Origin of the sequence: Pedobacter sp. (assembly GCF_035566355.1) — a bacterium.
Classification (GTDB): domain Bacteria; phylum Bacteroidota; class Bacteroidia; order Sphingobacteriales; family Sphingobacteriaceae; genus Pedobacter.
On the sequence record NZ_DATMRL010000180.1, the window covers coordinates 1 to 9,473 of the forward strand.

The following is a 9,473-nucleotide window of genomic DNA, read 5'->3' on the forward strand; positions in this document are numbered from 1 at the left end:
CCCACGTCTTGAATTTTCGCCCTTTATCTCTTATAAACATATAGATGCAAGTCAAAGTTTATTGCCCGATGGGGAATATGGGCAGGTCAACATCAGTACAAGCGGCCTGCACAGGACAAAATCAGAAATCCAAAACAAAAACAGTCTGGGTCAGTTGGTTTATGGTGCTGCGTTGCAATACCTAAGCAACAACTTAAACATAGGGGCAATAGCCTACGCTTCTCATTATCAGAATGCCTTTATAACAGGTACTAGACCTTACGATGCAAAAGGCTTTACTGGAAAAGATCTTTTAAACATCGGCCTCCATTACAATTATAGTTTTAGGAACCTGTATCTTTTCGGGGAGCGGGCCCAAAGCACGGGTGGCGGTGCAGCAATGGTTAACGGCATTATGGCCAATCTTTCCCATCGCTTGTCTGCGGTACTGCTCAACAGAAACTATGAGGTTGATTACCACAGTTATTTTAGCCAGGCCATAGGCGAAAACAGCGATGCTGCAAATGAAAAAGGTTGGTATACCGGTTTAAATTATAATATTGATAAAAAATGGTACGCCTCCCTCTACGCCGATATTTTTCACTTTCCCTGGCTAAAATACAGAGTAGATGCAGCTTCCTCGGGTTACGAAGCACAAGGGCAACTGGTCTATAATCCCTTTAAAACTTTCAAATTAACCGCAAGATTCAAAACAAAACTCAACCAGCAAAATACAGACTCTAAGATATCCGTGAAATATCTTGAAGCGGTTAGCAAACAAAACTGGAGGTTAGAAACCTACTGGCGGCTAAACAGAAAGATATGCTTTCAAAATCGCATAGAAAGCTGCAGATATCAAAAGGGAGAAGGGATCGCTGAAAACGGCTACCTTTTTTGTCAGGATATGGACTACAAACCTTTATCTTCCCATTTATCCGGAAATTTACGCTTGGCTTATTTTCATACCGACAGCTACGATTCCAGATTATATGCTTATGAAGATGATGTTCTCAATGGATTCGCATTTGGGATGTACAACGGTAAAGGACTAAGGTCTTATCTTAATATCAAGTATAACTTATCCCGAAAATTCGACTTATGGACCCGTTATGCCATATTTATCTACCAGCAGGCAGAAGCAGTCGGTTCGGGACTGGATGAAATTCAGGGAAATATCAAATCAGAATTAAAAATTCAACTCCGTTACCAATTCTAAAAATGGAGCTAAAACGACAGGAAACAATCTTTCTTCAATTGCCGCTCTTGCTCGCAACAGGAATTATGATAGGATATTCCTTTCCTTCCATCTTGCTGCGAAATGCATTTTTAACGGCATCTGTATTGCTGTTTATCGGGTTACTCTTGTTGAATTTCTTTTATTCAACACCTGGGGTCTATCGCTTTAAACATCGCATATTATTAATGGTGTATCTATTTATCCTCTTTACAGGTGCTCTACACTGTCTTTTGCAAAAGGAATTGCTCCGGACAGATCATTTCTCCAACGCTCAATTTGAGTTCCTAAAAGTACAGATTACAGGAGAACCGCAGCTCAGAAATACACAGCTGCATTTCGAGTCAAAAGTAACAGGTGGTTTTACTAAAGGAAATTATCGGGCTTGTACAGGTCATCTCCTCGTTTCTGTTCAAATCAACCATCGGGAACTTCTGTCTTTAAAGTATGGAGATATCCTTATTGTTAAGGCAAACTATCATGTTGTAGCGACTCCTCTACTCTCTTCAACATTTGATTTTAAATCGTGGCTGGCCATGCAAAATATTTACCATCAGGCCTACTTCAAAAAAGAAGACATCAGGCTTCTAAAACGAAACAAAGGAAATCCATTGATTTCTTATGCACTGAATTTGAGAAAAAAACAGGTAGATGTCTATAAAAAATTCATCCATGATCCGCAAGCCTATGCCGTTGCTTCAACATTGATCCTCGGCTACCGATCAGATCTTAGCCCTGAAACTTTAGATGCCTATACTAAAACAGGGACTATCCATGCTCTTTCTGTTTCTGGAATGCATGTTGGCATCATTTACCTGGTCCTTAACTGGATCCTGTTCTTTTTAAACCGAACCCCTCCGTTGTTGTTCCTTAAAGCACTATTCATTATCCTCATCATTTGGTTTTATGCTTTGATTACAGGCTTCTCGCCTTCAGTATTAAGATCTGCCATCATGATTACCGTTATTATCCTTTCCAAATCATTTCGCAAAAAAACAAACAGCTACAATATATTAGGTTTCTCCGCCTTTTGCATACTCCTGTATGAGCCATTTTTCATTTTTGACATAGGATTTCAGCTTTCCTATCTGTCTGTTTTTGGTTTGATCTGGCTCCAGCCGAAGATTTGCAAATGGTTTTCCTTCAAGTCCAAATGGATGAACAAATTTTGGTCTATTCTAGCTCTGTCTTTATCTGCGCAGCTCACAACCTTTCCTTTAAGCATCTACTATTTCCACCAATTTCCAGTCTATTTCCTCTTCAGTAATCTGTTCATTATGATACCAGCAGCACTCATGATGTATACAGGACTAGTTATGCTTTTATTCAAATGTTATTTTCTGGCCGCTCCGTTTGAATGGCTAATTCGTTTCACAAATTCCGGCCTGAGATGGATTTCAGATTTACCCTTTGCCAGTATTTCTGCCATATGGATTAACCGGACAGAACTTTTATGTCTGAGTACAGGACTTATCTTATTAATCTTTTCTTTAAGCTATGCAAAGAAGAGGCTTCTTTTTACTTCTCTGTTTTTCTTTTCGCTGCTGGAATCATCTATATTTTATCAGCAAATTTTTGCCCAAAGGCAGCAAAAAGTAATTGTATTTAGGCTCAAACAAAATTATACAGGTATATATATCAAATCAAACAAAGCTACATTAATAACGGATGTGCCCCTGGAAAGCGCTACTTTTAGATTCTATATTAAACCCTATCTGGATCAGCATAGGATTAAGGAAGTTGATTTTAAATTTAGCTACCAGGGTTTAAAGAAAATAAAGCATCTTTGATTCCTAATAAAGCTTATTATTCACTATGACAGAATCGCTGGTTTTATATTCCGTTGAAGACCGCATTGCTACAATAGCCTTGAACAGACCTGAGAAGCGCAATGCATTAAATCCGGAACTGATCAGAATGTTGACAGACAAAATGCTGGAAGCATCCAATGACGAAAATGTTAAGGTCATTATACTTAAAGCTAACGGAAATACCTTTAGTGCAGGTGCTGATTTGGCCTATTTACAACAATTGCAACAAAACTCGTATGAAGAAAACCTGGCCGATTCAGAAAATCTGAAAAACCTTTTCCTGACCATTTATCAATTGCCTAAAGTTGTTATTGCACAAGTAGAAGGTCACGCAATTGCAGGTGGATGCGGATTGGCCACTGTGTGCGACCTGGTATTTTCAGTTCCGGAAGCCAATTTTGGTTATACAGAAGTTAAACTAGGATTTGTTCCCGCAATTGTATCCTGTTTTCTGATGCGTAAGACCAGTGAAACTATCGCCAAACAAATCTTATTAACAGGCGACCTATTCACCGCAGCGAAGGCCGTGGAATATGGTTTAATTAATTTTGTAATAAACAAAGAAGATATTAGTCAAAATACCAGAGATTTTGCTTTAAATTTGTGTAATAACGCTTCATCCAATTCCTTGATGGTCACTAAACAGCTCATTGGTCAAACCACCAATCCGCATTTAGAAACAAGCCTGGACATGGCTGTACAAATCAATGCGAAAGTACGGGAAAGCGAAGACTTTAAAAGAGGCATAGCTTCCTTTATTAATAAAGAGAAAATAAATTGGTAACCTTAAATAGTAAATTATGTTCAAATCAATAAAAACAGGCGTTTTAGCGCTTATTTTAATCAGCTCAGCAATTTATGCACATGCTCAGAAAAAAATTCAGCAAGGTGTAATCGTTTATGGCATAGAGTACAATCTGACGCCTGAACAAAAAGCAGCCGTGGATGTTTCTGCACTTCCTTCAGAAAACAAATTGGAATTTAACGGAAACATCTCAAAACTGGGAATGGAAATGGGTCCTGCTTTGTTAACGATCTTTAAAGATGGTTCTACAGATAACGGCCTTCTATTGATCAGTATCCCTGTTGCGCAAAAACAATTTGCAGCTAAGATGTCTAAGGAAGACATGGAAAAACAAACTGGAGGAATTAAATACAGTGATTTTAAAGCCACGGGAGAAAAACAAGTTTTATCTGGTTATAATACCGAAAAATACACATATAAAGACAATAATGGCGGTACTTATGAGCTTTGGGCAACCAAAGAAATTGAACTTACACCAGGTGCAATAAATACCGAGTTTAAAGAACTTAAAGCAACACCTATTAAATTTACCGTAACACAAGGTGGTGTTAAAACAACCTTAACTATAAAAAGCATTAAAGAACAAAATGCAGGTCCTTTTACTTTAGATGTACCTAGCGGTTATGAAGTAAAAACAATGGCAGAGTTGGAGGCAATGAGAGGCGGAGCCTAATTTCATGCTAAAAAGTCTTATATTTTTTATTCGCTTTTATGTATTCTGGTTAATCTTCTTTTTTACAGACAGAGCCCTGTTTTTGGTACTTTATCACCAGAAACTGGGTTCTGTCTCTATACAAGAGATACTGGCTACATTTTATAACGCAATCCCCATAGATCTTTCTATGGCGGCTTACATTACCATAGCCCCATTACTCATTTATCTTTTCTGGCTTTTTAAAGGCCGTTTAACGGTAGAAATGAAATGGCTGACTATGTACAATACTATACTGATTGTTCTGTTCAGTTTGATCTCTGTGATTAACTTTAACATCTATAGAGAATGGGGTACCAAATTGAACGCCAAAGCAATTGGTTTTGCCTTCAGTTCTCCTAATGAATCCTTGGCTTCTGGCGCCTCCTCTCCCCTGGTTCTGACCTTTTTCATACTAGGGATGCTGATCGTGACCAGCCTGCTGCTTCAGAAATTACTCCTGAGCAGAAAACTAACGTTTATACAATTTCCTTTATGGGCAAAAACTACTGTCTGCATTTTATTGCTGGGCATTAACTTTCTGGTGATCAGAGGAGGCTGGGGTGTAACCACTATGAACCAGAGTTCTGCTTATTTTTCTGACAGGATCATTTTAAACCATGCAGCAGTCAATACAGAATGGAATCTTTTTGCCAGTGTTATTGCTTCTTTAAGTGCCCATAAAAATAAATATCTCTATTACAGTAAACAACAGGCAGATGAAAGTGTAAGGGATCTTTACCATGTAGAAAAAGACACGACTTTAAAGATTCTCACTACAACAAGACCTAACGTCGTGCTTTTTATTATGGAAAGCTTTACAGCAGACCTGACCAAGGTATTGGGAAATATGAACGATGTTACGCCGCATTTTGACAGCTTAACGCATCAGGGTGTCCTGTTTAGTAATATTTATTCTACAGGCAACCGGACAGATAAAGGCATTATAGGTACACTTGCAGGTTTTCCAAGTCTTGCAGCTGGAAATCTGGTAAAGTATACCAGTAAAATGCATAAACTACCCGCTATTTCTCAGGAGCTGAATAAGAATGGCTATTCAACAGCTTTCTACTATGGAGGTGAATCTGAATTTGACAATTATAAAGCCTTCATTCTGACTCATGGTTATCAAAGGCTAATCGATAAGAATAAGTTTGAAGACAGTGAGCTGACTTCAAAGTGGGGAGCATATGATGGTGTGGTCTTCAACAGGCAAATCAGAGACCTGAAAATGGTGAAGCAGCCCTTTTTTACAACCACTATGACTTTAACCAATCATGAACCTTTTGAAGTTCCTGGAAATTATAAATTTGGTTCTACGGACAATGTTCAGCGGTTTAAAAGCACGGCATTCTATACCGATTCGTGCATCAATGATTATTTAACCAAAGCAAAAAAAGAGGCTTGGTATAAAAATACCCTTTTTATCTTTATTGCAGATCACGGCCATATCTTGCCAAAAGAGACAAATGAAGTCTATATGCCGCAGCGTTACCATGTCCCTCTTCTGCTTTACGGAGAAGTGATCAAACCGGAATTTCGGGGAAAAACCTTTAGCCGAATTGGCAGTCAGATTGACCTGGCTTCTACCCTTCTTACACAATTGGGCATGAATGCCAGCCAGTTTACCTGGAGTAAAAACCTTCTGAATCCCTATACCAAACCCTTTGCTTTTTTTAGCTGGGACAACGGTCTGGGCTTTATCAATCCAAAACAATCTGTTACTTTTGATAATACAGGAAAAAGGGTATTGTACAACGACCTTAAACATCAGGATGAACAAACACAGGAAACTCTTAAACAGGGTAAAACTTATCTGCAAAAAGTATATCAACAATTTATAGAACTCTAAACATGAATGTAAAAAACATCGCTTTTAAGCTAAGCTTTCTGGCAGCTTTGTTTTTCATCTTTATCCAGGCAAAAGCGCAAAACAAAGGTGAAATCAATTGGACAAAAGAAGGAAATTCTTATTATGAGATTTCCGGAGGAGAAATTATATCCTTGACCCTTCCAAAAAATGATCGGAAAACGGTTATTCCGGCAAGCATACTTGGTATGAAAGGGTTAAATGAATATAATATCAAATCTTTTAAACTTTCTGACGACGGGAAAAAGGCCCTTATCTTTACCAATAGTAAAAAGGTATGGCGCTACGAAACGCGTGGTGATTATTATGTAGCCGATCTGGCCAATAACACCATCATACAAATTGGCAAAACCCAACCTGCTTCTTCATTAATGTTTGCTAAATTTTCTCCTGATGGAACTAAAGTTGCCTATGTAAGCAAACACAACCTTTATGTTGAAGATCTTACAAACGGTACGAGCAAAGCCCTGACCACAGATGGAACGGATCGTTTGATCAACGGAACTTTTGACTGGGTATATGAAGAGGAATTTGACTGCCGGGACGGTTTCAGATGGAGTCCTGATGGCCAGTCCATTGCTTACTGGCAACTGGATGCCCGTAAGATCAAGAATTTCCTGATGATTAACAATACAGATTCTATCTATCCTTTCACTATTCCGGTAGAATATCCAAAAGTTGGGGAAGATCCATCTTCCTGCAAGGTAGGAATTGTAGATGTCAATACGGCTAAAACCTCCTGGATACCTGTTCCTGGAGACAACATACAACATTATATCCCAAGAATGGACTGGATTCCAGGCAGCAATGACATTATTTTGCAGCAATTGAACAGGGAACAGAATGAAAGTAAACTTTTTGTTGCCAATGCAAAAACAACTGCTGTGAACAATATTTATACCGAAACCGACAAGGCCTGGATAGATGCAGGGGAAGAATGGAAATGGTTGAACAACAACAAAGAATTTATTTGGGTAAGTGAAAAAGACGGTTGGAAACACTATTACAGAATCAGTAAAGATGGAAAAAGCCAAACCCTCATCAATAAAGGAAATTATGATGTAATTGAAAGCTTGCTGATCGATGAAAAAAACAACCAGTTTTATTTCATTGCTTCACCAAACAATGCCACTCAAAAATACTTGTATAAGACCAAGCTGGATGGCAAAGGAAAACTAGAGATGGTAACGCCATCTGTTTTACCTGGTACACACCATTATGACATTTCTCCAAATGGAGTGTATGCCTTCCATACCTATCAAAATGCCAACTTAAGACCGATTTCTGAATGGATGAATTTAACTACCGGCAATCCGTTTACGATGGATGGCAGCATCACCAACCAACTGGGTAGAACACAACCTCCAAAAAACAAAGTAGAGTTTTTTAAAGTCAAAACTGAAGATGGAATTGAGCTTGACGGATGGATGAAAAAACCAGACAATTTTGACCAGACCAAAAAATACCCGGTCGTATTTTATGTTTATGGAGAGCCCGCTTCACAAACTGTAACCGATACGTACGGTGCCGGACGTGATTTCTTATACGCAGGAGATATGGCCAAAGATGGCTATGTGTATATTTCTCTTGAAAACAGAGGTGCCCCAGCTCCAAAAGGAAGAGAATGGCGTAAGAGCATTTACCAGAATATCGGACGTCTGAACATCAGAGATCAGGCTATGGGTGCAAAAAAAGTACTGGAATGGTCCTTCATTGATAAAAGCAGAGTGGCTGTATGGGGCTGGAGCGGAGGAGGATCTTCCACCCTTAACCTGATGTTCCAGTATCCGGATATCTACACTACAGGAATTGCCATTGCAGCTGTAGGTAATCAGCTTACTTACGATAATATTTATCAGGAAAGATATATGGGCTCTCCCTTGAAAACAAAAGAGGCCTATATTAAAGGGTCACCGATCACCTATGCTAAAAATCTGAAAGGTAATCTACTGTATATCCACGGTACTGGTGATGATAATGTTCACTATCAAAATGCAGAAATGCTGATTAATGAGCTCATCAAAAATGGAAAGGTATTCCAATTCATGGCCTATCCAAACCGAACACACAGTATAAACGAAGGTGAAGGAACAAGCAGGCATCTTGCGCTAACCTACACCAAATTCTTACAACAGAATTGTCCTCCCGGAGGAAAATAAATAGCAAAAAAACAGCTGTCTTTTGGACAGCTGTTTTTTTTTGTATCATGTTTATTTAATTAATATTTACTATTTTTAAATTAAATAGTTATTATAAAAATTAATAAATACAAATGAACCGAATTCATCTGGATGCAACAGACAGGGCTATCTTAATTCTCTTACAGCAAGACGCTAAATTAAACAACAAAGAAATTGCAGCGCAACTTGACAAATCAACGAGTGCAGTAAACGAAAGAATCCATCGGCTGAAGAGAAATAAAGTCATAAAAAGCTACAGTGTCATCCTCAACCAGGAGCAGCTCCCCCCCTTCCAAACCATTTATTCGCATATTCAGCTTAAAATACACACAAAAGAAATTGCACAGGAATTTATGGAAACAACAAGGCCCTTTCCTGAAATTATCTCTTGCAGTCAGGTTACCGGCCCTATTGATTTCATTCTTAAAATCCTCACTAATGATCTTTCTGCCTATTACCGGTTTCTCCACGAAAAGATTATTCCCCTGCCCTATATTGGCCTGATCAATACCTATGTTAGTATCAGCGAAGGAAAAAACGAGACCGCATTTCCATCTCAGTTATTGATGATCTGTTTTGCTTTTAAGAGTTGTATCTGCATTTTTCTTCAAAGTATCTTTTTTACTCTCGGAACTAGTGGTTGCTGAAGTTTCCGGAGCACGGAGCTGCATTTTAGTGCGGTCACAACTTTGAAGGAGAATAACAGCTACCGCTATGAATATGATTTGTTTCATTGAAAATCGTTTTTTAGACCATACAAACCTACAAACTAAAACAAAGATTTTTAAATTTTAAATAAATTTTAAACATTTGATTACCATATAATTACAATTGACTACAAAACCAATATCGTCAATTATCAAAAAATAAACATCTATAATATATAAATCCAAACCAATCCAG

6 protein-coding genes and 1 pseudogene are annotated in these 9,473 nt (G+C 38.2%); all 7 read left to right on the plus strand.

The window, feature by feature from the left end; genetic code table 11:
• A pseudogene (locus VNZ46_RS07090) lies at positions 1-1,195 on the plus strand (helix-hairpin-helix domain-containing protein); the annotation flags it as partial.
• Between the two features lie 2 nt (positions 1,196-1,197).
• Entirely contained in the window at positions 1,198-3,003 is a 1,806-nt protein-coding gene (locus tag VNZ46_RS07095; protein WP_325559384.1) for a ComEC/Rec2 family competence protein, read from the plus strand.
• Positions 3,004-3,028: 25 nt separating this feature from the next.
• On the plus strand, positions 3,029-3,808 hold the full coding sequence (locus VNZ46_RS07100) for an enoyl-CoA hydratase/isomerase family protein (protein WP_325559385.1): 780 nt from the start codon (positions 3,029-3,031) through the stop codon (positions 3,806-3,808).
• Between the two features lie 16 nt (positions 3,809-3,824).
• A complete protein-coding gene (locus VNZ46_RS07105) occupies positions 3,825-4,502 on the plus strand; it encodes a hypothetical protein (RefSeq protein ID WP_108549559.1) in 678 nt (225 codons plus the stop codon).
• 4 nt (positions 4,503-4,506) lie between these two features.
• A complete protein-coding gene (locus tag VNZ46_RS07110; RefSeq protein ID WP_325559386.1) occupies positions 4,507-6,372 on the plus strand; it encodes an LTA synthase family protein in 1,866 nt (621 codons plus the stop codon).
• 2 nt (positions 6,373-6,374) lie between these two features.
• Positions 6,375-8,549, plus strand: a complete 2,175-nt coding sequence (locus VNZ46_RS07115) for a S9 family peptidase (protein ID WP_325559387.1) — start codon at positions 6,375-6,377, stop codon at positions 8,547-8,549.
• Positions 8,550-8,662: 113 nt separating this feature from the next.
• Positions 8,663-9,217 (plus strand): Lrp/AsnC family transcriptional regulator, encoded by a 555-nt coding sequence (locus VNZ46_RS07120; protein ID WP_325559388.1) that lies wholly within the window; start codon positions 8,663-8,665, stop codon positions 9,215-9,217.
• The last annotated feature ends 256 nt before the right edge of the window (positions 9,218-9,473 follow it).

Coding starts and splice junctions, on each gene's coding strand:
- VNZ46_RS07095 (WP_325559384.1), top strand. CDS start 1,198: ATGGAGCTAAAACGACAGGAAACAATCTTTCTTCAATTGCCGCTCTTG.
- VNZ46_RS07100 (WP_325559385.1), top strand. CDS start 3,029: ATGACAGAATCGCTGGTTTTATATTCCGTTGAAGACCGCATTGCTACA.
- VNZ46_RS07105 (WP_108549559.1), top strand. CDS start 3,825: ATGTTCAAATCAATAAAAACAGGCGTTTTAGCGCTTATTTTAATCAGC.
- VNZ46_RS07110 (WP_325559386.1), top strand. CDS start 4,507: ATGCTAAAAAGTCTTATATTTTTTATTCGCTTTTATGTATTCTGGTTA.
- VNZ46_RS07115 (WP_325559387.1), top strand. CDS start 6,375: ATGAATGTAAAAAACATCGCTTTTAAGCTAAGCTTTCTGGCAGCTTTG.
- VNZ46_RS07120 (WP_325559388.1), top strand. CDS start 8,663: ATGAACCGAATTCATCTGGATGCAACAGACAGGGCTATCTTAATTCTC.